This is a genomic window from Roseomonas acroporae (assembly GCF_023223525.1).
Classification (GTDB): domain Bacteria; phylum Pseudomonadota; class Alphaproteobacteria; order Acetobacterales; family Acetobacteraceae; genus Roseomonas_E; species Roseomonas_E acroporae.
This window is the reverse complement of the sequence record NZ_JALPRX010000103.1, coordinates 20,500-45,747: the sequence shown is the minus strand read 5'-3', so window position 1 is coordinate 45,747 and position 25,248 is coordinate 20,500. Positions and strand designations below refer to the sequence as shown.

Annotated in this window: 20 protein-coding genes and 1 pseudogene; 8 read left to right on the top strand and 13 right to left on the bottom strand. The window is 76.0% G+C overall.

What is annotated here, in order from left to right; genetic code table 11:
• Positions 1 to 163: 163 nt before the first annotated feature.
• The 8 genes from M0638_RS21860 to M0638_RS21825 form a co-directional block, all read right to left on the bottom strand.
• A complete protein-coding gene (locus M0638_RS21860) occupies positions 164 to 448 on the bottom strand; it encodes a hypothetical protein (protein ID WP_248669080.1) in 285 nt (94 codons plus the stop codon).
• A gap of 81 nt (positions 449 to 529) precedes the next feature.
• Entirely contained in the window at positions 530 to 2,374 is a 1,845-nt protein-coding gene (locus M0638_RS21855; protein WP_248669079.1) for a short-chain fatty acyl-CoA regulator family protein, read from the bottom strand.
• 136 nt (positions 2,375 to 2,510) lie between these two features.
• Complete coding sequence (locus M0638_RS21850; RefSeq protein WP_248669078.1) at positions 2,511 to 4,580, bottom strand: hydantoinase/oxoprolinase family protein; 2,070 nt, start codon at positions 4,578 to 4,580, stop codon at positions 2,511 to 2,513.
• On the bottom strand, positions 4,577 to 6,247 hold the full coding sequence (locus M0638_RS21845; protein WP_248669077.1) for a hydantoinase B/oxoprolinase family protein: 1,671 nt from the start codon (positions 6,245 to 6,247) through the stop codon (positions 4,577 to 4,579). Before M0638_RS21845 ends, M0638_RS21850 begins: the two co-directional genes overlap by 4 nt.
• 106 nt (positions 6,248 to 6,353) lie before the next feature.
• A complete protein-coding gene (locus tag M0638_RS21840; RefSeq protein ID WP_248669076.1) occupies positions 6,354 to 6,629 on the bottom strand; it encodes a hypothetical protein in 276 nt (91 codons plus the stop codon).
• Positions 6,630 to 6,717: 88 nt separating this feature from the next.
• Positions 6,718 to 7,482 carry a sulfite exporter TauE/SafE family protein gene (locus tag M0638_RS21835; RefSeq protein WP_248669075.1) on the bottom strand — a complete coding sequence of 255 codons (765 nt, stop codon included), beginning with the start codon at positions 7,480 to 7,482 and terminating at the stop codon, positions 6,718 to 6,720.
• Entirely contained in the window at positions 7,479 to 8,873 is a 1,395-nt protein-coding gene (locus M0638_RS21830) for an NAD(P)/FAD-dependent oxidoreductase (protein ID WP_248669074.1), read from the bottom strand. The genes M0638_RS21835 and M0638_RS21830 overlap by 4 nt, the downstream gene beginning before the upstream one ends.
• A gap of 24 nt (positions 8,874 to 8,897) precedes the next feature.
• Positions 8,898 to 9,308, bottom strand: a complete 411-nt coding sequence (locus tag M0638_RS21825; protein WP_248669073.1) for a nuclear transport factor 2 family protein — start codon at positions 9,306 to 9,308, stop codon at positions 8,898 to 8,900.
• A 309-nt stretch (positions 9,309 to 9,617) separates the two neighbouring features.
• On the opposite strand from M0638_RS21825, the gene tauA reads away from it, so the two are divergent.
• The 3 genes from tauA (at position 9,618) to M0638_RS21810 (ending at position 12,453) form a co-directional block, all read left to right on the top strand.
• A complete protein-coding gene (tauA, locus tag M0638_RS21820) occupies positions 9,618 to 10,634 on the top strand; it encodes a taurine ABC transporter substrate-binding protein (protein WP_248669072.1) in 1,017 nt (338 codons plus the stop codon).
• Between the two features lie 10 nt (positions 10,635 to 10,644).
• Complete coding sequence (locus M0638_RS21815) at positions 10,645 to 11,430, top strand: taurine ABC transporter ATP-binding protein (protein ID WP_248669071.1); 786 nt, start codon at positions 10,645 to 10,647, stop codon at positions 11,428 to 11,430.
• A gap of 267 nt (positions 11,431 to 11,697) precedes the next feature.
• Entirely contained in the window at positions 11,698 to 12,453 is a 756-nt protein-coding gene (locus tag M0638_RS21810) for an ABC transporter permease subunit (RefSeq protein WP_248669070.1), read from the top strand.
• A 72-nt stretch (positions 12,454 to 12,525) separates the two neighbouring features.
• On the opposite strand, the gene M0638_RS21805 is transcribed toward M0638_RS21810, so the two are convergent.
• The 5 genes and pseudogenes from M0638_RS21805 to M0638_RS21790 form a co-directional block, all read right to left on the bottom strand.
• A complete protein-coding gene (locus M0638_RS21805) occupies positions 12,526 to 13,260 on the bottom strand; it encodes an aminotransferase-like domain-containing protein (protein ID WP_248669069.1) in 735 nt (244 codons plus the stop codon).
• A gap of 535 nt (positions 13,261 to 13,795) precedes the next feature.
• Positions 13,796 to 13,969, bottom strand: a pseudogene (locus M0638_RS29270) (GntR family transcriptional regulator); the annotation flags it as partial.
• A gap of 514 nt (positions 13,970 to 14,483) precedes the next feature.
• Complete coding sequence (locus M0638_RS21800; RefSeq protein WP_248669068.1) at positions 14,484 to 15,587, bottom strand: maleylacetate reductase; 1,104 nt, start codon at positions 15,585 to 15,587, stop codon at positions 14,484 to 14,486.
• Positions 15,588 to 15,705: 118 nt separating this feature from the next.
• Positions 15,706 to 15,999, bottom strand: a complete 294-nt coding sequence (locus M0638_RS21795) for a YciI family protein (RefSeq protein ID WP_248669067.1) — start codon at positions 15,997 to 15,999, stop codon at positions 15,706 to 15,708.
• Positions 16,000 to 16,004: 5 nt separating this feature from the next.
• Positions 16,005 to 16,859: an NAD(P)-dependent oxidoreductase gene (locus M0638_RS21790; protein WP_248669066.1), complete on the bottom strand. Its 855-nt coding sequence runs from the start codon at positions 16,857 to 16,859 to the stop codon at positions 16,005 to 16,007.
• A gap of 260 nt (positions 16,860 to 17,119) precedes the next feature.
• Here M0638_RS21790 and M0638_RS21785 point away from each other — a divergent pair, with 260 nt between their 5' ends.
• From M0638_RS21785 to M0638_RS21765, 5 genes are all read left to right on the top strand, one after another.
• Positions 17,120 to 19,156: a hydantoinase/oxoprolinase family protein gene (locus M0638_RS21785; protein WP_248669065.1), complete on the top strand. Its 2,037-nt coding sequence runs from the start codon at positions 17,120 to 17,122 to the stop codon at positions 19,154 to 19,156.
• Positions 19,153 to 20,853, top strand: a complete 1,701-nt coding sequence (locus M0638_RS21780; RefSeq protein WP_248669064.1) for a hydantoinase B/oxoprolinase family protein — start codon at positions 19,153 to 19,155, stop codon at positions 20,851 to 20,853. The genes M0638_RS21785 and M0638_RS21780 overlap by 4 nt, the downstream gene beginning before the upstream one ends.
• A 22-nt stretch (positions 20,854 to 20,875) precedes the next feature.
• Positions 20,876 to 22,183, top strand: coding sequence for an aminotransferase class III-fold pyridoxal phosphate-dependent enzyme (locus tag M0638_RS21775; protein ID WP_248669063.1), 1,308 nt, complete (start codon positions 20,876 to 20,878; stop codon positions 22,181 to 22,183).
• A gap of 174 nt (positions 22,184 to 22,357) precedes the next feature.
• The gene (locus M0638_RS21770) at positions 22,358 to 23,707 is read left to right on the top strand and encodes a dipeptidase (protein WP_248669062.1); all 1,350 of its coding nucleotides are present in this window, start codon (positions 22,358 to 22,360) and stop codon (positions 23,705 to 23,707) included.
• Between the two features lie 255 nt (positions 23,708 to 23,962).
• Entirely contained in the window at positions 23,963 to 25,204 is a 1,242-nt protein-coding gene (locus M0638_RS21765; RefSeq protein ID WP_248669061.1) for an ABC transporter substrate-binding protein, read from the top strand.
• Positions 25,205 to 25,248 lie beyond the last annotated feature (44 nt).

Sequence of the window (25,248 nt, the reverse complement as noted above, 5' to 3'; positions counted from 1 at the left end):
CCCTGGTGGACGTGCGGCCCGGCCGCCGCCTGGGCGGGGACCGATGGCCCGCATCATACGGGAACGATCCCGCCTCGCACTGAAACGCTTCATGCCGCGCGCGGCGCCGGCCGCGCCGGGGCCCGTGCCGCCCCGCGCACGTCCGGACCCGTGCGGGGCGCTGTCAGATGAACCGGCCGCGCAGGAAGCCGAGGGCGGGGAGGGGGGTCCACTTGCGCGGCAGGTCGGCGCGGCGGATCGGCGCCACGCTGTAGCGGGGCAGGGGCTGCTTCCCCGTGCCGAGGAAGCCGGCATAGGCGCGCACCTGCTGCTCGCGCCAGGCACGGTCGGCCAGGGCGGCGACGCGGCTGGGGTAGACCTCGGCGATGCGCTGGGTGCGGCCGATCGAGGCGATCACCGCCCAGATGCGGTCCTCGGCGAGGCGGCTGAGGCTGACGACCTCACTCATCGCGGCGGCCTCCGGCATGTCGGGGTGGCGGGTTCGGGATGGCGGCGCGGGGCGTCGCGGAATCTCCGTCGCCGGAGCGCGTCAGGGCTCGCCGAGAGGCTTGCCGAGGGGCCTGCCAGGATCATCGGCCATAGAGTGGCGCTCTCCGCCGCCCGCCGCCAGGGGTTGTCGACGGTCCGGTGCCCCGCCGCGGCCCGCCTGCCGCGCGTCGCCAGCGCCGGCGCGCCCCTCCGGCCGCGCGGGCATGGCCGGCGGCACCCGACGGTCGGCCGCGGTGCCCGGCGCCGCCGGCCTCCCGCCGGTGCCCGTGGGCGGCGGAAGGGGCGGCCGGGCGGCGCCCGCCGGCGGCACCCGCCGCGCCGCCCCTCCGTTCCCCTCCCGTCGCGCGCCCGGCGCCGCCGCGCGATGCGCGTCCCGGACCACCGCCTCGGCCGTCCCCCGGGTCCCCTCCTGGGACGCCCCCTTAGCTCCCTCCTGGGCCGCCCCCCGGGCCGCCGCGACGCGGTAGGGCAGCACGCCGCGCTCGGCGGTGCCGACATCCAGCGCGTGGCCCATGGGCGGCATGGCGCGGTGGCGGCAGTCGGCGCGCTCGCAGACCCGGCAGCCGGGACCGATCGGCACGGCGACGTCCGGGTCGTTCAGGGCGAGGCCGGCCGCGTAGACGAGCTGGTCGGCATGGGCGACCTCGCAGCCCAGCCCCACCGCCACCTCGCGCGGGCGGGCCAGGAAGGAGCCGCCGCCGGTGCCGACGGTGCGGGCGAAGCAGAGCCAGGTGGCGCCGTCCGGCGTGCGGGCGAGCTGGACCAGGATGCGGCCGGGCTGCGCGAAGGCCTGGTGCACGTTCCACAGCGGGCAGGCGCCGCCGAAGCGGGCGAAGTGGAAGCGCGTGGCGCTGCTGCGCTTCGAGACGTTGCCGGCGATGTCGGTCTTGAGGAAGTAGAAGGGCACCCCCGCCAGCCCCGGCCGCTGCAGCGTGGAGAGGCGGTGGCAGACCTGCTCGAAGCTGGCGCCGAAGCGGCGCTGGAGGCGCTCGATGTCGTGGCGCAGCGCCCGCGCCTCGGCGTGGAAGCGGCGGTAGGGCAGCATCAGCGCGCCGGCGTAGTAATTGGCGAGGCCGACGCGGGCGAGCGAGCGCGCCTCGCCGCTCGGCAGCCCGGCATCGGCGACGATGCGGTCCATGGCGCGGCCCTGCTCCAGCAGCCCGACCACGTGGGCGAGGCAGAAGGCGCGGCTTTCCGGCGCCATCTCGTCGGCCAGGATGAGCCGGCGCGCGCGGCGGTCGAGGCGCCAGAGCATGCCGGCCGCGGGCAGGCCGGGCGCCTCTGCGACGGCGACGCCGTGGCGGTCGCGCAGGTGGCGCTGCAGGTCGTCGCGCAGCGTGGCCGTCGCGAAGCCGCGCTCCTCGAACAGCGCCTCGGCGGCGTCGTCGAGGGCGGGGAAGTGGTTGCGGCGGGACTGCACCCAGTCGCGCACCTCGTCGTAGGGCAGGCGCGGCGGCGCATCCGCCAGCGCCGCGTCCGCCGCGACGCGGGCGCGCAGCGAGCGGTGCTCCTCGTCGAGCGCGAGATAGGCGCGGTAGAGGGTGAGGAAGCGGCGCGACAGCTCCGGCGCCGCGCGCACCGCCGCCTGCGCCTCGTCGGGGGCCACGGCGGGAGCGGCGAAGAGCGGGTCGGCCGTCGCCTCGCGCAGGTCGCCGGCCTGGCGCAGGTCCTCGCCGTCGGCGAAGTAGCCGAGGCCGACGCCGAATTCCTCGCACAGCCGGTGCAGCACGGCGCGCGGCAGCGGCCGCTGGTCGCGCTCGATCTGGTTCAGGTAGGAGGGCGAGAGGCCGAGCGCGCGCGCCAGCGCCGCCTGGCTGAGCGGCCGCGCGAGGCGCAGCCGGCGCAGCCGCTCGCCGGCGAAGAGCTTCGGTTCGCGCAGGGACATCCGCAAGCTTCGCAGGCCGGGCCGGGATCGGGCAAGGCGAGGGGAGAGCCCGCGCGAAGGCCGGCGGCCGGCGCGGCCCCGGCACCGGCACCGGCACCGGCCGCCGGCGTGGCGCCGCGCGAAGCCGGCGGAAGGTTCAGCCGGGCCCGCCGGCGACGGCGACGTCGAGCAGCCCGTCCGGCCCCATCACGGCCATGTCGCCCGGCAGCAGCAGGACGGTCGTGGTGTCGCTCTCGACGATGGCGGGGCCGGCGATGGCCGCCCCTTCCGGCAGGGCGGCGAAGTCGTGCAGCGGCACCGCGCGCGTCGTCCCCTCCAGATGCACCGGGCGCGTCGCCGGGGCCGCCCCGCCGCCGGCCGCGCCGCCTCCGGCGCGCCCAGCCCGCGACGGCCGGGCGGGCAGGCGGCCCACCGCGGCCAGCCGGGCATTGACCAGCACCACCGCCTCGCCCGGCAGGTCGTAGGTGAACAGCGCCCGGTGGCGGGCATGGAAGGCGGCGGCGACGCGCGCCGGCAGGCCGGGCGAATCCCAGTCCACCCCGTCCAGCGGCACGTCGATCTCGAAGACCTGCTCGCCGTAGCGCATGTCGGCGCGGCGGCGGATCGCCACCTCGCCGGACCACCAGCCGCGCAGCCGGTCCCGGGCCTCGGCCTCCAGCGCGTCGAAGGGGGCGCGCAGGGCGGCCTCGTCGCGCAGCGTGCCCTCGTCCAGCACGGAGCGGCTGAGCTCGTAGCGCAGGTCGGTGTGCAGCATGCCCCAGGCGGACAGGCCGGCGGCGAAGAGCGGCACCAGCACGCGGCCGATGCCGATCTCCCGCGCCACGGCGGTGGCGTGCAGCCCGGCGGCGCCGCCGAAGCTCAGCAGCGCGAAGCCGCGCGGATCGACGCCGCGGCGCACCGTGGCGATGCGGATGCCGTCCGCCATGCGGGCATTGGCGACGCGCAGCATGCCGGCCGCCGTCGCCTCGGCCGAGAGCCCCAGCGCCCCGCCCAGCCGCGCCAGCGCGGCGCGCGCGGCCGCCGGGTCCAGGCGGCGGCGCCCGCCCAGGAAGCGCGCCGGGTCGAGGTAGCCGAGCACGAGGTTGGCGTCGGTCACGGTCGGCTCGGTGCCGCCCGTGCCGTAGGCGGCGGGGCCGGGCACGGCGCCGGCCGAGCGCGGCCCCACCTGCAGCGTGCCGCCCGGCCCGACATGGCCGATCGAGCCGCCGCCCGCGCCCAGCGTGACGATGTCGAGGCTCTCCAGCGCGATCCGCTCGCCGCCCACGGCGCGGCCGCGGCCCAGCGCCGCCTCGCCGCCCTCGACCAGGGCGATGTCGGTGGAGGTGCCGCCCATGTCGAAGGTGACGAGGTCGCGCGCGGCGCCGGAGCGCGCGATCGCCACCGCCGCCGCGACGCCGCCGGCCGGGCCCGAGAGGGCGGTGCCGGCCGCCAGACGCGCCGCCTCGGCCACCGGGGCCACGCCGCCATGGCTCAGGATGACGAAGAGCGGCCCCGCGAAGCCCGCCGCCGCCAGCCGGCCGCCGAGCCGGTCGAGGTAGCGGCTGACCAGCGGCCCGACATAGGCGTTCACCGCCGTGGTCGAGAAGCGCTCGAACTCCTTGATCTGCGGCAGCACCTCGGCGGAGGTGGTGACGAAGGCGTCCGGCATGGCGGCGCGCACCGCCTCGGCCGCCGCGCGCTCGTGCGTCGGGTCGCGCCAGGCGTGCAGGAAGCAGACCGCCACCGCCTCCGCGCCGGCCGCCCGCGCGGCGGCGACGGCGGCGGCGAGGGAGTCGGGATCGAGCGCCGTCTCCACCCGTCCGTCGTCGCGCAGCCGCTCGCGCACCGGCAGGCGGCGCGCGCGCGGCACCAGCGGCGCGGGCGGGGCGGCGCGCAGGTCGTAGCGGTCGGGCTTCATGCCCTCGCGCATCTCGATCACGTCGCGGTGCCCCTCGGTGGTCAGCATCGCGACCCGGGCGCCGCGATGCTCCAGCAGCGCGTTGGTCGCCACCGTGGTGCCGTGCACGATCCGCCCGGTGCGGGCCAGCAGGTCGGCGGTGCCGAGGCCGAGCATCTCGGCCAGCCGGGCGATGCCGGCCAGCACGCCCTCGCTCTGGTCGGCCGGGGTGCTGGGCGCCTTGGCCAGGGTGGTGCCGCCGTCCGGCGCGATGCCGACCACGTCGGTGAAGGTGCCGCCGACATCGACGCCGATCAGGTAGCCGCTCATGCCGTGAAGCCCTCCTCGGCGTCGCGCCGCCGCGCCGCCGGGTCGCGGCCCTCGGGCGGCCCCCAGCCGCCGCCGCCGCCGGCCCGCAGGTCGAGCACCGCGCCGGCGGGGATGGGGATGCCGGTCTCCTTGGTCCGCAGCACCCGCTCCGTCCCGTCCGGCGCGCGCAGCACGTAGCGGTGGGGGGCGCCCGGCGCGCCGCCGGCCATGCCGGTGACGCCGTGGCGGGCGCCATCGCCCGCGGTGTTGCCGACCGAGGGACCCTCGCTCTCCACCCGGATCGTCGCCAGCCCGCCCGGGCCGCCGCGATGCGTGCCGTCGCCGCCGGAGCCGGGGTGGATCTCGTGGCGCTCGAAGAACAGCGGGAAGCGCGCCTCGGCCATCTCGACGCTGCCGAACTTGATGCCGCCGACCACGCCCCATTCGCCGGCGCAGGGCCAGCCGTCGCCGGCCGGGGAGGCGCCGCCGCCGGGGCGGGCGTGGAACAGGTGCCAGACGAAGGGGCGGCCCCGGCGCGGGTCGCGGCCGGTGATGGCGATGCGGAAGCGCTTGCCCCAGCCGGCCATGGCCCGCTCCGGGCAGGCATTGGCCATGGCCAGCAGCACCGCCTCCAGGATCTCCTGCCCGGAATGGTTGGTGCAGAGCGTGACCGGCGCGCCCTCGGCGGCCCAGGCCACGGTGCCCTGCCTCGCGGTGACGTCGAGCAGGCGGAACACGCCGTCGTTCTTCGGGATGTCGGGATCGAGCAGGTAGGCGAAGGCGATCGCGACGGCCGAGCGCATGTTGGCGTAGGAGGAGTTGACGAAGCTCGCCACCTGCGGGTCGCTCTCCGACAGGTCCACCGCGACGCGGCCGCCGCCCACCGTCACGGCGGCGCGGATGGTGACGTCGTCGTTGCCGCGCCCGTCATCGTCCAGCCGCGCCTCGGCGCGCCACGTTCCCTCGCGCCAGGTGGCGAGGATGGCGCGCGCCCGTTCCTCGCTCAGCGCCAGGATCGCCTCGCCCGCCGCCGAGACCCGGGCCGCGCCGTGGCGCGCGAAGGCCTCGCCCAGCCGCTTCCCGCCCAGGCGCGCGGCGCCCACCGCGGCCAGCATGTCGCCGCGGAAGTCGCGCGGCAGGCGGGTGTTGGCCGCGAGCATGGCGAGCAGGTCCTCGCGGACCACCCCGTCCTCGCCCAGCCGGATCGGCGGGACGCGGATGCCCTCCTGCCAGATGTCGGTGGCGGCGGCGTTGTAGGCGCCGTGCGTGGCGCCGCCGATGTCGCTCATGTGCGCGCGCACCACGCTCCAGAAGCGCAGCGTGCCGTCCTCGCCGAACACCGGCACCACCACCGTCATGTCGGGCAGGTGGCTGCCGCCGTGCCAGGGGTCGTTGACCAGGAAGATGTCGCCCGGGCGCGGCCTGGCCCCGACGCCGTCGAGCACCGCCCGCACGGCGTAGGGCATGGCGCCCACGTGCACCGGCAGGTGGTCCGCCTGCGCCACCAGCCGCGCCCCGGCGTCGCACAGGGCGATCGAGAAGTCGCGCGAGGCGTTGAGGATCTGCGAGTAGGCGGTGCGCAGCAGCGCCTCGCCCATCTCCTCGACGATGGCGGTGAAGCGGGCCTGCAGCACCGCCAGGGTGACGGGATCGGGCGTGACGGGATCGGGCGTGGTCGGATCGGTCATGCGGTTTCCTTCGATGGCGCGGACTGTCGCCCGGCACGGCCGATCCGTCGATGGCGCCGCCGCGCGGCTGCCCGCCGCGACGCCGCCTCCGGCCGGCGCATCCCGGTCAGCGCGCGCTCGCGGCAGCCTCCGGGCGCGCCGGCACGTCCCCCGACTCCGGCGAGGGCGCCATGCCCGCGGCGAAGTCCGGCACGGGCAGCGCCTCCTGCCGCAGGCAGGCCGAGAGATGGCCGGGGCCGACGGCGCGCAGCCCCGGCGTCTCCGCGCGGCAGCGCGGCTCGGCGAAGGGGCACTGGCTGGCGAAGCGGCAGCCGGGCGGCGGATCGACCGGTGTCCGCCGGTCCGCCCACGGCCAGGATGCGGCCCTCGCGCACCGCCACATGCGTCGCCTCCGGCTGCGACGGGTTCATCGTCAGCACGCGCTTCGCGGTGAAGACCGTGACCGGTCGGGGCATCGTCATCTCCGGATGTCAGGCGACAAGGTCGAGCAGCGCCCGCGTCGCCGCGAGCAGGGCGGTGACGGTGAGCAGCGTCAGCGCCACCACGCGGTAATGCCCTTCCGGGCTCCGCCGGTAGAGAAGCGCGCCCAGCCAGGAGCCGAACCACACCGCCGGGAAGCCCAGCAGCGCGGCGAGCGCGATCGGCCAGCTCAGCATGCGCAGCAGCGCCAGCGGCACCAGCCCGAACACCGAGGTGGCCAGGAAGAACACGATCATGGAGGCCCGCGCCGCCCCGGTGCCGAGCGGCGAGGCGAGGTAGAAGGCGATCACCGGCGGCCCCGGCATGCCCGCGAGCCCGTTGAACAGCCCCGACAGCATGCCGAAGGGCAGCACCCCGGCGCCGCGCGGCAGGGCGGCCAGGCGCAGCCCGCGCCCGAGCAGCAGCACCGCGGCCAGCACGATCGCCGCGATCACCAGCCGCACCGGCGTCGCCGGCAATTGCGCGAGGCCCCAGATGCCCACCGGCGTCGCCACCGCCGCGCCCAGCGCCAGCATGCGGATCGAACCCCAGTCGCAGAGCCGCGTCGCCTCGCCCAGCCCGTTCAGGCTGACGCAGAGCTGCAGCAGCAGCACGATCGGCACCGCCTCGGCGGGCGGCATCACCAGGCTCAGCAGCGGCACCGCCGCGATGCTGAAGCCGAAGCCGGTGAAGCCGCGGATCAGCCCCGCCAGGAACACCATGGCGAAGCCGGTGCCGAGCAGCGCGGCGGGCGGCAGGGCGGCGCCGGCGATCACGGATCGGGCCGTTCGTCGCGGCGCTGGTACACCCGGTAGAGAATGCGCTGGCCGATCCGGCGGAAGGGCGCGAAGGGATGCCCCGGCAGCTCGCCCCGGAAGATCGGCACGCGCTCGGGCAGCGGCCGGCCCGCCACCAGCGCCGCCAGCCGCCGCCCGGCCTGGGCGGAGTAGCTGACGCCGTTGCCGCCGTAGCCCATGGCGTAGAACAGCGGCGCGGCGGGGTCGGGCCGCACGATGCGCGGCATCATGTCGTGGCTGACATCGACCCAGCCCCACCAGGAATGGTCGAGCCGGATGCCGCGCAGCGGCGGGAACTTGGCGGCCAGCCCGTCCGTCAGCACGCGCAGATGCGTCGCGTTCTCCGCGTCGGCGCCGGTGATGGCGCTGCGGCTGCCGATCTGCAGGCGGTCGTCGGGCAGCAGGCGGTAGTAGTAGCGCAGCGTCCGGGTGTCGGTGATGACCTGGCGCGTGCGGAAGTTCAGCGCCCCGATCTCGTCGGCCGTCAGCTTCCGCGTGACGACGGAGTTGGACAGGATCGGCATGATGCGCGAGCGCAGGCGCGGATGCAGGCCCTGGCCGGTGTAGCCGCCCGTCGCGAAGGCCACGGCCCGCGCCCGCACCGTGCCGCCGGGCGTGCGCAGCCGGAAGCCGGCGCCCTCGCGCGTCACCTCCACCACCGGGCTCGCCGTGTGCACCCGCGCCCCCGCCGCCCGCGCCGCCGCGAGGTAGCCGAAGGCGAGCTTCGCGGGGTGAACGCCGATGCCCAGCGGCTCGTGCAGCGCGCCCGCCGCGCCGGCCTCGTCCACCCAGTCCCGGCGCAGCTCGTCGGCGTCCATGACGCGGGTGGCGTAGCCGAAGACGCGGTTGTCCACCTCGGACTGCGCGCGCAGCTTCTCCAGCGTGCGCCGGCGATGGGCGATGTAGAGATGCCCGCCCGGCTGCGGGTCGCAGTCGATCTCGCGCGTCAGGGCGGCGAAGGTCTCGAACCCCTCCAGGATCTCGGCGTGCAGCGACTTCGCGACGTCCTCGCCCCAGCGCGCGATCCATTGCGTGCGGGTGAGGCGGCCCGAGGCGTTCTGCCCCTGCCCGCCATTGCGGGTGGAGCAGCCCCAGGCGACGCGGTTCGCCTCCAGCACCGTCGCCCGGATGCCGTGCTCGCGTGCTAGGAACAGGGCGCAGCTCAGGCCGGTGAAGCCGGAGCCGACGATCGCCACGTCCACGTCCATGTCCCGGTCCACCGGCCCGTCATCGGCCGGCGGCGTGCCCGCCGTCGCCACCCAGTAGGTCGGGGCGTAGGCGCGGTTGCGGCCGGGCGTCGCGTCGACCAGCGGGTCGTAGCGGGGGTCGTAGGGCTGTGCCGTCGGGGCGACGGGCGCGATCTGGTTCATGGCGGCGGATGTCCTGCGCGGCGCTCAGGCGGCCGGCTGCACCGGGGGGATCGGGGGGCGGTCCTTGCGGAAGGCGCTCTTGGCGGCGATCAGCGGGCCCGCGAACTCGAACAGGTCGAGCCCCTCGGCCTCGATCCGGCCGCCGTCGGGTGCGGTGGCGCGGAACAGCCACTCGCTCACGGCGCGGTCGCCGAACACGGCGTGGCGGCGGACCTGCCAGCTCACGTCCGGCATGGCGGTCCAGGTCGCGACGAAGGCGGCGCGCACGGCCTCGGCGCCGGCGAGGCGGCGGCCGTTCGCCTCGGGGCCGGCCGCCGCGTGGAACACGATGTCCGGCGTGAAGCAGGCCATCACGCCGTCGGCGTCGTGACGGTTGAAGGCCTCGAACAGGCGGACCAGCAGTGCCTGCCTCGCCTCGGTCTGGGGTTCGCTCATGGGCCGAGGCTAGTGGGCGCGCCGGGGCGGCCATAGGTCCAGATGGACCCCGGACATCCTGCCAGATGGGCCTTTCCGCCCTCCGGGCGGTCAAGCGAACGCATTTTCCGCATCGTTCGTGGGCAAAAAGCCCGGGAAATGGGCTTTTCTTAAACGTATCGGCCGGCTGTGGTCCAATCATGGGCAAGAATGCCGGCAACTGGACCTATCATCGGCCGGCCATTCCCGGCTCCATTGTCGCCACGCAGAGGCCGCCCCCGCCTCCCCGAAGCCCACCGGAAGACGCCGAAGGAAGAAGGACAAGCGACGATGCCGACGACGAGACGGCCCCTCCTGCGTGCCGGCCTGGCCACGCTGCTGGCCGCGCCCCTGGCCACCCCGGCGCTGCGCCGCGCCCGCGCCGCCGCCATCACCTTCGCGCACCAGGACATGGTGACGCCGATGCGCGCCGGCATCGCCGATGGCAGCCTGGCCCGCGCCGCCGGCGCCGAGATCGCCTGGCGCAAATTCGCCGGCGGCGCCGACGTGCTGCGCGCCATGGCCTCGGGCGACGTGCAGATCGGCGAGATGGGGTCGAGCCCGATCGCGACCGCCGCCTCGCAGGGGATGGACGTGCAGCTCTTCTGGATCCTCGACGACATCGCCGATGCCGAGCAGCTCGTCGCCCGCAACGCCAGCGGCATCGCCGACGTCGCCGGACTGCGCGGCAGGACGGTGGCGGTGCCCTTCGTCTCCACCGCGCACTACCAGCTCGCCTACGTGCTGGAGAAGGCCGGGCTGCGCCCGCGCGACCTGCGCCTGCTCAACATGCGCCCGCCCGAGATCGCCGCCGCCTGGACGCGCGGCGACATCGACGCCGCCTTCGTCTGGGACCCGGTGCTGGCGCGGCTGAAGCAGGACGGGCGCGTGCTGGTCTCGGCCGGCGACATCGCGCGGCAGGGCCGGCCGACCTTCGACGGCATCGTGGTGCAGCGCCGCTGGGCCGAGGCCAACCGGCCCTTCATGGCGGCTCTGGTGAAGGCCATCGCGGCGCGGGACGCGGCCTACCGCGCCGGCCCGGCCGCCTGGACGCCGGAATCGCCCGAGGTGCAGGCGGTGGCGCGCGTCACCGGCGCGGCGGCGGCCGACGTGCCGGCGGCGCTGGCCGCCTACCGCTTCCCGACCCTCGCCGAGCAGGCCTCAGACGCCTGGCTCGGCGGCGGCGCGGCGCGGGCGCTGGCCGACACCGCCGCCTTCCTCAAGGAGCAGGGGCGGGTGCCGGCGGTGGCGCCCGACTACGGCCGCTTCGTCACGGCCGAGTACGTCCGCGCCGCGGCGGCGGGCTGAGGAGGGCGCCATGCTGGAGATCCGCAACGTCAGCGTCCATTACGGCGAGGGCGAGAACGGCGTCGTCGCCCTCTCCAACGTCAGCCTGGCGATCCGGCCCGGCGACTTCGTGGTGGCGCTCGGCGCCTCGGGCTGCGGCAAGACCACGCTGCTCTCGGCCATCGCCGGCTTCCTGCGGCCGACGCGCGGCGAGATCCTGCTCGACGGCCACGCGGTCGCCGGCCCCGGCGCCGACCGCGGCGTGGTGTTCCAGAAGCACGCGCTGATGCCCTGGCTCGACGTCGCGGAGAACGTCGCCTTCGGGCTGCGCATGCGCGGCGTGGGCAGGGCCGAGCGGCGGGCGGCGGCGCAGCGCATGCTGGCGCTGGTCGGCCTGCCCGACGTGGCCGCGCGCCGGATCTACGAGCTGTCGGGCGGCATGCAGCAGCGCGTCGGCATCGCCCGCGCGCTCGCCAGCGACCCCAGCATGCTGCTGATGGACGAGCCGCTCGGCGCGCTCGACGCCTTCACGCGCGAGCAGGTGCAGGAGCTGATCCTCGACGTCTGGCACCGCACCGGCAAGATGGCCTTCTTCATCACCCACGACGTGGAGGAGGCGATCTTCCTGGCCACCCGCCTCGTCATCATGAGCCCGCGCCCGGGCAGGATCACCGAGGTGATCGACCTGCCCTTCGCGCGGCGCTTCGTCGAGGGGCGGAATTCCCGCGCCGTGAAGGCCGCGCCCGACTTCATCGCGATGCGCGAGGCGGTGCTGGACAAGGTCCACCACCGCGACCCCGCCGCGAAGGCGGCCTGAACTCACCCCCCGGCCGCGAAGGCGGCCTGAACCCCCGGCCGCGAAGGCGGCCTGAACTTCCCGGCCGCGAAGGCGGCCTGTCTCCCTGCCCCGAAGGTGGCCTGAACCATGGACGGTGCCATGCTCCCCGATGCGACGCGCGCCCCGGCCCTGCCGGAGGCCGCCCCGACCGCGCCTGCCCCCGCATCCCCCGCGCCGCCGCCCCGCCGCCCCGCGCGGCGCGCCCCGCCGCCGGCGGGCGGGCCGGCGGGCGGAGAGGCGGGCGGCATGCCGCTGATCAGCCTGCTGAGCGTGGCGCTGCTGCTGCTGCTCTGGGCCACGGCCTCGCAGATGGGCTGGGTGGCGCCGCTCTTCCTCCCCTCGCCCGAGGCGATCGGCAACGCCTTCCTGCAGGCCTGGAACGGCGACCTCGACGGCGCGCCGCTGCTGGTGCATGCGCGCGACAGCCTGCTGCGCGTGGTCGGCGCCTTCGCGCTGGCGGTGCTGGTGGGCGTGCCGGTCGGGCTGCTGATGGGGATGAGCCGGCTGGCGCGCGCCGTGCTGGACCCGCCGGTCGAGTTCTACCGGCCGCTGCCGCCGCTGGCCTACCTGCCGCTGATGATCATCTGGTTCGGCATCGGCGAGACCTCGAAGGTGCTGCTGATCTTCCTCGCCTGCTTCGCGCCCGTGGTGCTGGCCACCCGCGCCGGCGTGCTGGCCGCCTCGCGCGACCAGGTCAACGCGGCGCTGTCCCTCGGTGCCTCGCGCCGGCAGGTGGTGCGGCACGTCATCCTGCCGGCGGCGCTGCCGGACATCCTGGTGGGCCTGCGCATCGGCATGGGCGTGGGCTGGACCACGCTGGTGGCGGCCGAGATGGTGGCGGCGACCGCCGGGCTCGGGCAGCTCGTGCTCAACGCCTCCAACTTCCTGCGCACCGACGTGGTGATGATGGGCATCCTGGTGATCGGCGCCTTCGCCGGGCTGTTCGAGCTCGGGATGCGCCGGCTGGAGAAGGTGCTGGTGCCCTGGAAGGGCAGGGGCTGAGACGCGGGGCGGGCCTCTGCCCGGCCCGTCGCACGAGGCGGCGGCCCCGCCTCCTCGCGGCGGCCGGGGCGGTCATCCGGGCCGCGCCGCCGCGATCAGCCCGGCCAGCCGCGCGAGGCCGGGCGCGATCCGGTCGGTGCGGATCGCCGAGAAGCCCAGCCGCAGCGTGGCGCGCCCCTCGGCGGGGTCGGCGAAGAACACGTCGCCCGGTTCCAGCAGCACGCCCTGGCTGCGCGCGGCCTCGGCGAGCCGGCGGCCGTCCAGCCCGGGCGGGCCGGTGACCCAGTAGCTGGTGGCCCCCGGCGCGCGCCGCCAGGCGCAGCCCGGCAGGTGCCAGTCCATCAGCCCGTCCATCAGCCCGTCCATCAGCGCCGCGCGCTCGCGCAGCATGCGGCCGATCCGCGCGGTGTGGGTGCGGTAGTGCCCGAGCGAGAGGAACAGCGCCGCGGCGCGCTGGTTGTTCATCGGCGGGTGGCGGTGCATGAGCCGGCGCAGCACCCGCAGCTCCTCGATCACCGGCCGCGGCGCCGCGATCCAGCCGAGGCGCAGGCCGGGGGCGAGGATCTTCGACAGGCTGCCGACGTGGATCACCCGGCCATCCTCGTCCAGCTCGCCGAGCGAGGTCGGCCGGGGCCCGTCCAGCGGCAGGCCGCCGTCGTAGTCGTCCTCCACGATCACCATGTCCGCCGCGCGCGCCGCGGCCAGCAGCGCCCGCTGCCGGCGCACGGGCATCGTCACGGTGGTGGGGCAGTGATGCGCGGGGGTGAGGAAGGCGACGCGGCAGCCGGCGAAGGCGGCGTCCGGCACGCAGCCCTCCTCGTCCACGCGCAGCAGGCGCGGCGCGCTCGTGGCCAGGCGGACCAGGTGGCGCAGGTCGGGATAGCCGGGGTCCTTCCACCCCCGCCGGCGTGTCGGGCCCGACCAGCAGCCGGACCAGCAGGTAGAGCGCCTGCTGCGCGCCCAGCGTGACCATGACCTGCCCCGGCGCGGCCCAGATGCCGCGCTGGGGCAGCACCTGCAGCCGGATCTGCTCCAGCAGGTCGGGGTCGTCGTCGTCGATGCGGTCGCCGGCCCAGCCGTGCATCTCGGTGACGCTGGAGGCGGCGCGCACGCTCTCGCGCCAGTCGTTGCTGGGGAACAGGGCGGGATCGAACTGCCCGAACAGGAAGGGGTAGGGGTAGGAGAGCCAGTCCGCCGGCTTGCTGATGTGCAGGAAGGTCGAGGGCGCGGCGGCGAAGCGCGCCGGCCAGTCCACGCCCGGGCGCGGCGCCTGCCGGTGCGCCTGCGGCTCCCCGGCCCGGCGCGGCGTGCCGCCCGGCGCCGCGTCGGCGACGAAGATGCCGCTGCGGGCGCGGCTCTCCAGCAGCCCGTCGTCGACGAGCTGCTGGTAGGCCAGGGTGACGGTGTTGCGCGCCACCCCCAGCATCGCGGCCAGGCGCCGGGTCGAGGGCAGGCGGGTGCCGGCCGGCAGCACGGCGCCGCCGATGGCGGAGGCGAGGGTGCGGCGGATCTGCATCTGCAGCGTCGGGCCGTCGGGATCCAGGCGGCGGAACAGCTTCGCCCAGGCCCCGTCCGCCGCGTCGTGGCCTGCCGTGGCGTCGTCGACGGGTCGCTGCATGGCCTCGCGCACCTACGGCGAACCGCAGTCCGGTCGGGACTGCGGTTCGCTGTCGCTCGTTGTTCCCGGCGCGGATTCACGCCACCGGGCGTGTCCGCCCGCCGGCGATCCGCTCTGGAGCCGATCCAGCCTGACCGTATTAGGTCGGAACGGCTCTAGCCTTTTGATTTTTCGCATTTTCCGAGCCGCTGAGCGAGGACGCTCAGCTTGAAAATGCTCTAGAGGGGCCCATCAGGCCCGGTGCCGGCCGCCGCGGTCAATGCGTTGCCGCCGGGCCGGGAGCCCCGCGCCCGGCGGACGGCATCCTCGGGAGGCGCCTGCGGGAGGCGCCTTCCGGCGGGGCGCGCGCGGCGCTGCCGCCGCGCGGCCGGCGGCGAGGCGGGGAGGGGGCGCCCGATCCCCGGTGGGCGGATCAGGACGAGGCGGGCGGCAGGCCCCGATAGGCCCGGGACAGCAGGTCCCGCAGCGCCGGGGCTTCCAGCGGGCGCGGGTTCCAGTAGGGGTTGGCCAGCACCGCCGCGACCGTGCCGCCGATGACGTCCCCCGTCGCCTCCCCCGCTTCCTCCTCCCCTTCCTCCCCGGGCATGCCGAGCGCGCGCAGCGAACGCTCCGCCCCGACCCGGCCGGCCAGCTCGTACAGGGCGAGCGGCGCGTCCCCGGTGCCCAGCGCCGCGTTCAGCCGCGCCATCACGTCCGGGATGGCCGGTGCGTTGTAGGCCAGCGCGTGCGGCAGCACCGCCGTGTGCGTCTCGGCGTGCGGCAGGCCGAAGCGGCCGCCCAGCGTGTGGCAGAGCTTGTGGTGCAGCGCCATGCCGACCGAGCCGAGGCACAGCCCGCAGAGCCAGGCGCCGTACAGCGCCTCGGTGCGCGCCGCCCGGTCGGCCGGGTCGGCCACGATGCGCGGCAGGGCGCGGTGCAGCGCGCCGATCGCCTCCAGCGCCAGCAGCGCGATCACCGGGTTGCCGTCGCGCGCGTAGAGCGCCTCCACCGCGTGCGCGATGGCGTTGATGCCGCTGGTGCCGGAGAGGGCGGGCGGCAGGCTCATGGTGAGATCGACGTCGTAGATCACCACGGTGGGCAGGATGCGCGGGTCGCTGCGCGTGGTCTTGGCGCCGTCGCGCGTCTCGCCGACGACCGGCGTCATCTCCGAGCCGGCATAGGTGGTCGGCACGGCGATCTGCGGCAGCCCGGTGCGCAGCGCGATCGCCTTGGAGAGGCCGATGGCCGAGCCGCCCCCGAGGGCGAGGAGCCCGTCGGCGCCGCGTTCCGCGACCACCCGCATCGCGGCCTCCGTCACCGCGACCGGCGTGTGCATCACCGCCTCCGCCAGCACGCCGGCCGAGCGGTCCGGGAAGCGCGCCGCCAGCGCCGCCGCCTTGCCGGCCTGCGGCGGCGTCGAGACGGTCAGCACGCGGCGCAGGCCGAGCCGCGCGATCTCCTCCGGCACCCGCGCCAGGGTCCCGTCGCCGAAGATCACCCGCGCCGGCTGGGCGGTGTAGACGAATGGCTGGATCATGCTGCCCGACTCCCCTGGCCCGACTTCCCCGGCCCGACTTCCCCGGCCCGACTTCCCCGGCCCGATTTCCCCGGCCCGATTTCCCCGCCCCGACTTTCCCGGCCGGCCCCCCGCGCCGCTACCGGTTGTCCTGGCGCTTCAGGAACCGGTGGATCGCGACCTCGCGCCAGATCCCGGCGGCGCGGAACGGGTCGGCGGCGTGGAACGCCTCCACCGCGGCGCGGTCCGGCGCCTCGACCAGGAACAGGCTGCCGATCGCCGTCTCGCCATCCTCGCCGAGCAGCGGGCCGCTGACCAGGATGCGCACCGGCAGGGCGCCCGAGAGATAGGCCTTGTGCGCCTCGTAGTGGCGCAGCCGCGTCGGGTTGGCGCCCGCATGGTCGAGGCAGTGGATGATCCAGTGCTGGCTCATGGCGGTCAGGGCTCCGGAAGGCCGGCCGCGCGCTCGGCGGCCAGGATGGCGGCGAAGAAGTCGAGGGCGGCGAGGTCGGTCGCGGCCTGGTCGCGGTAGAGGCCGTGCACCAGCGCGGCGAGGCGGCCCGGCGTGCCGGCCGCGGCCGCCGCCTCGGCGACGAGGCGCATGTCCTTCTCCATCTGCGCCACCGAGAAGGCCGGCGCGAAGTCCCGCGCCCGCAGCGGCGCCAGCTTGTAGCCCACCAGGGGCGAGGCCGCGACCGAGGCGCCGAGCACGTCCAGCGCCCGGCCCCAGTCCACGCCGCCGCGCCGCGCCAGGGTCAGCGCCTCGGCCGCGACCTGCGCCGTGGTGCCGACGAAGTGGTTGACGGCGAGCTTCATCCAGCGCGCCTCGGCCCCCGGGCCGAGATGGTGGATGGCCCGGCTGAACGTCTCCAGCACCGGCCGTGCCCTGGCCAGCGCCGCCTCCGGGCCGGAGCAGAACAGGGTCAGCGCCGCCGCCTCGGCCGTCGCGGTGCTGCCGGAGACGGGGGCGGCGAGATAGCGGTCGCCCAGCAGGGCGCGCACCGCGTCGCAGGCCCGCGGCGAGACGGTGCTGGTATCGACCACCACCGTCTCCGGGCCGAGCCGCGGGGCGAGTTCGGCCGCCACCGCGCGCAGCGCGCCGTCGTCGGGCAGGGACAGCAGCAGGATGTCCGCCCAGCCGGCCAGCGCCGCCGCCGACTCCGCCGGTCCGATGCCGGGCTCCCCGGCGAGCCGCGCCATGTCGCGGTCGTGCCCGCGCAGCGTGCCGGCCCGCGCCGCGTGCCGCGCCATCGGCAGGCCGAGCTTGCCGAGGCCGATCCAGCCGATCCTCATCTTGCCGGCACCTTTCCCCCCTTTCCGGCGGCGCCGGCGCCTCTCCGGGCCGGGTGTCCCCACCCGGCGGCCGGAGAGAGCGCGCCAGGGCCGCGGCCGCCATGATGGCACAGACGGCGGCGGCGGCGAGGCCGGTTCCACGGGGCGGGCGCACGGCCCTGCCGGCGGCCGCCGCGCCCTCCGGCGGGCGGGCGCCGCTGGCCGCCATCTTGCATCCCGTTTCCGCGGCGGCCCCGGCCGCCCGACAGGAGACGCCGGACTTGCAGGACCTCTGGGACATCGGCACCGATATCGGCGGCACCTTCACCGACATCATCGCGGTGCATCCGGGCAGCGGGGAGGCGCGCATCGCCAAGGTGCCCTCGCGCCCCGCCGAGCCGGTGCGGGCGATGCTGGAGGCGATCGCGGCGGTGGGGCTGCCGCCCACGGCGGTGCGCCGCTTCGTGCACGGGACGACGCGCGTCACCAACGCGCTGGTGGAGGAGCGGCTGCCGGCGGTGGCGCTGGTGGCGACCGCCGGCTTCGAGGACGTGCTGGAGATCGGCCGCTACCGCCGCCGCGAGCTGTACCGGCTGGACGTGCCGCCCAAGGCGCCGCCGCTGGTGCCGCCGGCGCTCTGCTTCGGCCTGCGCGAGCGGACGGAGCATGACGGAAGCGTCTCGCAGGCTCTGGAGGAGGCCGAGCTCGACCGGCTGCTCGCCTGGCTGGCCGATACCGGCGTGCGCAGCGTCGCCGTCTCGCTGCTGCACAGCTACGCCGACCCGGCGCATGAGCGGCTGGTGGCGGAGCGTCTGCGCGCCGTGGTGCCCTACGTCTCCGTCTCGCACGAGATCAACCCGGAGGCGCGCGAGTACGAGCGCGCCTCCTCCACCGTGTTCAACGCCGCCGCCATGCCGATCGCGGTGGCGTACCTGACCGAGCTGGAGGAGCGGCTGCCGCTCGGCGCCGGCTTGCAGGTGTTCCACTCGGCCGGCGCCATGGTGCCGGTGCCGGCGGCGAAGCGGCGGCCGCTGGTGATGGCGGCCTCCGGCCCGGCCGCCGGGGTCTCCGCCTCGGCGCGGCTGGCGCGCGAACTGGGGCGGCCGCGCGTGCTGACCTTCGACATGGGCGGCACCACCACCGATGTCTGCCTGATCGTGGACGGCGCGGCGGCGATGACCGATTCCCGCATGATCGGCGGCCGGCCGCTGCGCCAGCCCATGCTGGCCGTGGATTCGATCGGCGCCGGCGGCGGCTCCATCGTGACGCTCGGCCCCGGGGGCCTGAGCGTGGGGCCGGAGAGCGCGGGCTCCGAGCCCGGCCCGGCCTGCTACGGGCGCGGCGGCACGCGCCCCACCATCACCGACGCCAACGCCGTGCTCGGCTACCTCGACCCCGAGGCGCTGCTGGGCGACACGATCCGCCTGGATGTCGGCGCGGCGCGGCGCGCCCTCGCGCCGATCGCCGAGGCGCTCGGCATGGGCGTCGAGGCGGCGGCGCTCGGCATCCTGAGCGTCGCCAACGCCGCCATGGCGCGCGCGCTCCGGCGCGTGACGGTGGAGCGCGGCGTGGACGGGCGCGACTGCGCGCTGCTCGCCTTCGGCGGCGGCGGGCCGATGCACGCGGCGGGGCTGGCCGACACCTACGGGCTGGCGGAGGTGATCGTGCCGGCCGCCTCCTCCGCCTTCTCGGCGCTGGGCTGCCTGACCGCCGACTTCGCCTTCCTGGAGCAGCGCACGCTGCGGCTGCGGCTGGACGGGCTGGACGCCGCCGGCTTCGCCGCGCGCATCGCCGGGATGGAGGCGGCGGCGACCGCGCCGCTGATCGCCAACGGCGTGCCGGCGGCGGGGATCGAGACCGCCCACGTGGCGCTGATGCGCTACGCCGCGCAGAGCGAGGCGACGCCGGTGCCCTTCGCCATGCCGCTCGACCCCGCCGTGCTGGCGGCGGATTTCCACGCGCGGCACCGGCAGCTCTACGGCTACGCCACCGCCGAGCCCTGCGTGATCGAGGGCGTGCGGGTGCAGGCGCGCAGGCCCTCCGGGACCGGCCTCGTCCGGCCCGATGCCGGGCGGCCGCCGCGCCCCGCGCGCACGCGGCGCTGCCTGTTCGCGGGCGCCGGGACGACGATGCGGGCCCTGGAGACCGCCATCCTGCCGCGCGAACGGCTCGCGGGGCCGGAAGGCGGGAACGGGGATGGCGGCGTCGCCGGCCCCGCCATCGTCGAGGACGCCTGGTCCACCGTGGTGGTGCCGCCGGGCTGGCGGGCGCGCGGCGACGCGGCCGGCAACCTCTTCCTGACGAGGAGCGCGGCATGAGCCTCCGCCCGGACACCCCCCTGGACGGTCCCGCGGGCGCTCCCATGGGCGCCCCCGCGGACGCCGGGGCGCTCGACCCGTTCGTGGTCGAGGTCATCCGGCACGGCCTCTCCGCCGCGGCGGAGGAGATGAGCCTCGTCATGACGCGCTCGGCGCGCTCGCCGCTGCTGCGCGAGGCGGGCGACCTCTCCTCGGCGATCACCGACGCGGAAGGCGGCCTGGTCGGCCAGGGCAAGGACATCCCCGTGCATCTCGGCGCCATGGCCTACACGGTGCGCGAGCTGCTGAAGGTCTGCCCGGCGGCGACGCTGCGCGAGGGGGACTCCCTGATCTACAACCTCGGCGCGCTGGGCGGGAACCACCTGAACGACGTGAAGGTGGCGCGCCCGGTCTTCGTCGAGGGGCGGCTGGTCGCCTTCGCGCTCAGCCTCGCGCACTGGCCGGACGTGGGCGGCACCTGGCCGGGCAGCTACCTCGCCGCGGCGGTGGACACCTTCCAGGAGGCGATCCGCATCCCGCCCGTGCCGATCACCCTGGCCGACGAGCTGAACCGGCCGGTGCTGGACTTCATCCTGCACAACGTCCGCGACCCGGTCTCCTGCGAGGGCGACCTGCTGGCGCAGATCGCGGCGACGCGGGCGGCGGAGCGGCGCATCCGCGAGCTGTGCGGGCGCCACGGCACCGGGGTGTTCGTCGCCGCCATGGCGCGGCTGCACGACCTCTCCGAGGCCGAGATGCGCGCGGCGATCCGCGGCATCCCCGACGGCGTGTACGAGGGCGAGGACTTCCTCGACGACGGCAACGCCGACGGCAGCCCGGCGCGCATCCACGCGCGCATCGAGATACGCGGCGACGAGGCGGTGATCGACCTCTCCGGCAGCGCCGACCGGGTGACGAATTTCTGCAACACCACGCCCTTCATCGCGCGTTCCGCCGCCGCCTACGCGGCGCGGATCATGAGCGGGCGCGAGATGCAGCAGAACGCCGGCGCGCTGCGGCCGCTGACCATCGTCACGCGGCCCGGCTCGATGCTGGAGCCGGGGTGGAAGGCGCCGGTGGCGGCGGGCAACCACGAGACCTCGATGCGCGTGGTGGACGCGATGTTCCGGGCGATGGAGCGGGTGATCCCGGAGCGGCTCTCGGCGGGCGGCCCGGCCACCTCCGGCCTGCTGGCCTTCGCCGAGCCGCTGCCGGACGGCGGCTGGCGCATGCTCTACGAGGTGCATGCCGGCGGCGAGGGCGCGCGGCACGACCGCGACGGCTGTCCGGCGGTGCGCGTGCACCTGACCAACACCTCCAACACGCCGGCCGAGGTGATCGAGGCGAACTACGCGATCCGCGTCGAGCGGCAGTCGGTCCGGCGGGGTTCCGGCGGCGCCGGGCGGCATCGCGGCGGCGACGGCATCGTCCGCGCCTACCGCGTGCTGGCGGAGACGATGTGGCTGACCACCTGCGTGGAGCGCACCCGCATCCCGCCCTTCGGCCTGGCGCGGGGCGCCCCGGGCGCCCCCTTCCGCATCGTGCTGGAGCGCGACGGCGAGGCGCGGGAGCTGCCGGGCAAGGCCAACCTGCTGCTGCGGCGCGGCGACCTCGTCACGCTGGAGGGCAGCGGCGGTGGCGGCTACGGCGCGCCGGAGGGTATTCATGGGGATGCCCATGGGGATGCCCGTGGGGCAGGCGCCCGCGGACCCGCGTGACGGGCGGAAGGAGGACGGGCGGATGGGCAGGCTGCTGCGAACCGGCCTGAATGCCGGCACCGAGGCGCCGCGCGTGGTGGGCGGCGAGGGCGTGCACTTCCTGCTCGACGACGGCAGGCGAGTGCTGGACGGCAGCAACACGGGCGGCCCGCTCGGCCACGGCCATCCGCGCATGGCCGAGGCGCTGCGCGCGGCGGTGTCGCTGCCCACGGTCAGCGAGGGCTGGCGCTGGGCCGGGCGCGACGCGGCGGCCGAGGCGCTGTTCGAGACCGGGCTCGCGGACGAGGGCTGGGCCGGGGCGGTGCGCTTCTGCCTCAGCGGCAGCGAGGCGAACGACATCGCCCTCTCGCTGGCGCAGGCGCTGACCGGGCGGCAGCCGATCGCGACGCGCGAGCGCGCCTATCACGGGCTGGTCGGGCTGTCGCGCGACGTCACGGTGCAGCCGCACTGGCATGGCGGGCTGGCGGCCCCGGGCGCGACGCGGCGGCCCTTTCCCGGCGCGCCGGTGCGCGTGCTGCCGGCGCCGGAGGGCGCCGCCTGGCGGAGCGACGGGGCGGTGCCGGCGCCGCTGGCCGAAAGGCTGGCGGCGGCGCCGGGCCAGCTCGCGGACTCGGCCGCGGTGATCCTCGACTACACCCAGGGCGGCTTCTACCACGACGGCGCCTACCAGGACGCGGTGGCCGGCATGGCGCGCGCGGCCGGCTGCCTCTGGATCGCCGACGAGGTGGTGACGGGGCTCGGCCGCGCGGGGCGCGCCTTCGCCTTCCAGGGCGGGACGAGCCGGCCGGACATGGCGACGCTGGGCAAGGGCCTCGGCGGCGGCGCCCAGGCGGTCGCGGCGATCATCCTGTCGCACGAGATGGTGGAGCGGCTGCGCGGCGCCGCCTGGCAGAATTACGGCACGCTGCGCGGCCACCCGATCGCCATGGCGGCCGTCGCCGCCTATCTGCGCATCCTGCGGGAGGAGGCGCTGCTGGCGCGCGTCGCCGCGCTGGAGACGCTGTTCCGGCGGCGGCTGGTGGCGATGGCGCGACGCCACCCGAGCGTCTGCCGCGTCGCCGGGCAGGGGCTGCACTGGACGGTCGAGCTGCACGGGCCGGACTGGCGCGGCTGGCTGGCGGACACGCCGGAGGCACCGGTCGCCTCGCGCGTGGCGGCGCGGGCGCTGTCGCTGGGGGCGGTGATCGGGACCAGCGGCGAGCAGACCTCGCTGTTCCTCGCCCCGCCGCTGGTCATCGGCGAGGCGGAGGCCGAGCGCCTGCTGGCGATCCTGGACGAGAGCCTGCTGGTGGCCGATCGTGCGCACAACGAGGGTGCAGGCGGGGGTTGACCGATGGACGTGACGCGGGCCGTGTCGGCAGCGACGCGACGATGCCCTGCCACGCCTCGCCGGCCCGGCGCCGGGGCCGGCGGGTCGCACCCCGCCGCGCGCCCCATTGCGTCCCTCGACTGGACCGGGATCGAGAGTGGCAGTGCGGCGCGCCACGATGGGCAGACGGTCGAGGTGACCGGCTGGCCCTGCTGCTTCGAGCCGGGCGCGGCGCACGACTATCTGGCCCTGTTGTCGGAGCCGAGCTGCTGCCTTGGCTGCCTGCCACGCGACCCGGCACGGCGGATCGAGGTGATCGCCACCGCGCCGGTCCTGGCCTCGGGCGGGCCGCTGCGGCTGCGCGGCACTTGGCGCGTGCTGGAGGAAGCGGAGGCGGGGTGGCGCTACCGGCTAGAGGCGGCATGGCCGGTGGCCGGCCCCGCCGATCGCCCAGTCGGTGCCGTGCCACCGAGGCTTGGCCGGCGCGCCGCGCTCTCGGCCGGGCCGCTCCTCTGTCTCGCCGCCTGTACCCCTGCTGCCAGTGCGGCCGACGAGGCGGCGGCACGGCAGGCCCTGGCCGACAGTGCCACGGTGGACATCCACAGCCATGCCGGCCACGTCATCGGCACGCAGCGCGTGGCCGGGCAGGCGCCGTTCCTGCCGGTGGCCGAGCCGATGCGGGCGGGCGGGATGGCCGCGATCTGCCTCGCGATCGTCTCCGACTCCCCGGTGCACCGGGTGATGGCGGACCGCCGCATCCGGCCCTTCCGCGATCCCGCCCCGGGCGAGCTGCGCGCCTATGGCGAGGCCTCCTTCGCCCGCCTGCACGCGCTGCTGCGGGAGCAGGAGCTCGCGGTGATCACCGACGCCGCCGCGTTGCGGGCGGCGCGGTCCGGTCGCCCCTCGGTGGTGGTGTCGGCCGAGGGCGCCGACTTCCTGGAAGGCGATCCGGCCGGAGTCGAGGCGGCGCGGAACCGCTGGGCGCTGCGGCACCTCCAGCTCACCCACTACCGCGTCAACGAGCTGGGCGACATCCAGACCGAGCCGCCGGTGCATGGCGGCCTCACGCCGGTCGGCGCCGAGGTGATCCGGCGCTGCAACCGCCTCGGCGTGGTGGTGGACGTGGCGCACGGCACCTACGACCTCGTGAAGCAGGCGGCGGCGGTGACGACCAGGCCGCTGGTGCTGTCGCACACCTCGCTCGCCGACGCGCCGGGCCGGTTCAGCCGACTGGTTTCGCCCGACCATGCGCGGGTGGTGGCCGGCACGGGCGGGGTGATCGGCATCTGGCCGCCGGCCTCGCGCTTCCCGGACATGGCAGCGCTGGCGGCCGGCTTCGCCGCTATGGTGGAGGTGGTGGGCGTCGAGCATGTCGGACTCGGCACCGACATGCGGGGGCTGACCGGCCCGGCGGTGTTCGACAGCTACCGCGACCTGCCGGCGCTGGCCGCGGCGCTGCTGGCGCGTGGCTTCTCGGCGGCGGAGCTGCGGGCGCTGTTGGGCGGGAACTACACGCGGGTGTTCGCGGCCAGCCTCGGCGGCTAGCGCCGTTCCAGCCTGACTGTATCAGGCTGGAACGGCGCTAGCCTTTGACTCAGCGCATTTTCCGAGCCGCTGGACGAGTACGCCCAGCTTGAAAATGCTCTAGAACGGGTCGCGCCCGAGGGGCAGTGCCCGGGCACGGGCCTGCGCCCGGCGCCGTGACCCCGCGGCCTCCCCGTTGCCGCGCCCCGCGCGCCCGGTGCTACGCTCCCCGTCAACGCCGCGCCGAAGCGGCGAGACAGACGAGGAAGAGAGTCCATGCAGATACCCCGTCGCGCCGTGCTCGGCGCGGCCGCCGCGCTGCCGTTCCGCCCCGCCCGTGCCCAGTCGGAGCGCCCGGGGGCGGACAACGTGATCCGCATCGGCGTGCTGACCGACCTGTCCGGCCCCTACCGGGACGTGACCGGGCCGACCAGCGTCGCCTGCGCGAAGCTGGCGGTGGACGAGTTCACCGCCGCCAACCCGGAGATCCGGGTGGAGCTGATCTCGGGCGACCACCTGAACAAGCCGGACACCGCCGTCGGCATCGCGCGCGAATGGTTCGACCGGCGCGGCGTCGACGTCGTCACCGATGTCGGCAACAGCGCCGCCGCCATCGCGCTCAACAGCATCGTGCGCGACAAGGACCGCATCCAGCTCAACACCTCCGCCGGCACGGCGGAGCTGACGGGGCGGCAATGCTCGCCCAACACGATCCACTGGAGCTACGACACCTGGTGCCTGGCCAACGCGGTCGGGCGCGGGCTGACGCGGGCGGGGCGCGACACCTGGTACTTCATCGCCGCCGACTACGCCTTCGGCAAGGCGATCCAGGGCGACGCGACGCCGATCATCCAGGCGGCGGGCGGGCGCGTGGTGGGCTCCTCCGCCTATCCCTTCCCGGGGACGACCGACTTCTCGGCCTTCCTGGTGCAGGCGCAGGCGAGCCGCGCCAAGGTGCTGGCCTTCGCCAACGCGGGCGACGACCTGGTGAACTGCGTGCGGCAGGCGCAGGAATTCGGGCTGATCCGGCAGGGCGTGTCGCTGGCGGCGATGGTGGGCTCGATCACCGTCGTGATCGCGGTCGGGCTGCCCACCATGCAGGGCGTGACCATGTCCGAGACCTTCTACTGGGATCTCAACGAACGCACGCGCGCCTTCACCGCGCGCATGCGGCCGCGCCTGCCGGCGGGGGTGTTCCCGAACTACGTGCATGCCGGGGCGTATTCGGGGGTGTGGCACTACCTGAAGGCGGTCAAGGAACTCGGCGTGGCGCGGGCCAAGGCGTCGGGGCGGGCGGTGATCGAGCGGATGAAGGCGATGCCGACCGATGACGACGTGTTCGGCCCGGGCCGCATCCGCGAGGACGGGCGCAAGATCCACCCGGCCTATCTGCTGGAGGTGAAGAAGCCGGGCGAGAGCCGCTACCCCGGCGACGTGATGACGGTGCGCGACACCATCCCCGCCGAGGAGGCCTTCAGGCCGATGAGCGCGGGCGGCTGCCCGCTGGTGCGCGGGTAGGGCCTCGCCCGACTGCGGCGCCAGGGCGGCGGCGAGCGGCTGCC